Origin of the sequence: Pseudoalteromonas sp. GW168-MNA-CIBAN-0100 (assembly GCF_040309225.1) — a bacterium.
Classification (GTDB): Bacteria; Pseudomonadota; Gammaproteobacteria; order Enterobacterales; family Alteromonadaceae; genus Pseudoalteromonas; species Pseudoalteromonas arctica.
The window spans coordinates 1-243 of record NZ_JBEOOL010000982.1 but is presented as its reverse complement, the minus strand read 5'-3'; the positions used below and the strand labels follow the sequence as shown (position 1 = coordinate 243).

Annotated in this window: 1 pseudogene; it reads right to left on the bottom strand. The window is 43.6% G+C overall.

Annotated features, from left to right (window positions below):
- Positions 1 to 243 (bottom strand): annotated as a pseudogene (locus tag AAEY62_RS24275) (UTP--glucose-1-phosphate uridylyltransferase); the annotation flags it as partial.

Sequence of the window (243 nt, the reverse complement as noted above, 5' to 3'; positions counted from 1 at the left end):
CAGCAATGCCGTACTTACTTACATCTTCAATAGCAACGGGCTCTAACATAATTTGGCTGGCATGGGTTTGCTTAAAGCGTGCGATCATCGCCGCTAAGTTTTCAGTTTTTTGATCTGCCGTATAAGCATCTAAAATTACATCGGGTAACACCACAACAAAGTCCCTATCACCAACTATTGGCTTGGCACATAAAATAGCGTGCCCTAAGCCTTTAGCCTCACCTTGACGTACATGCATAATGG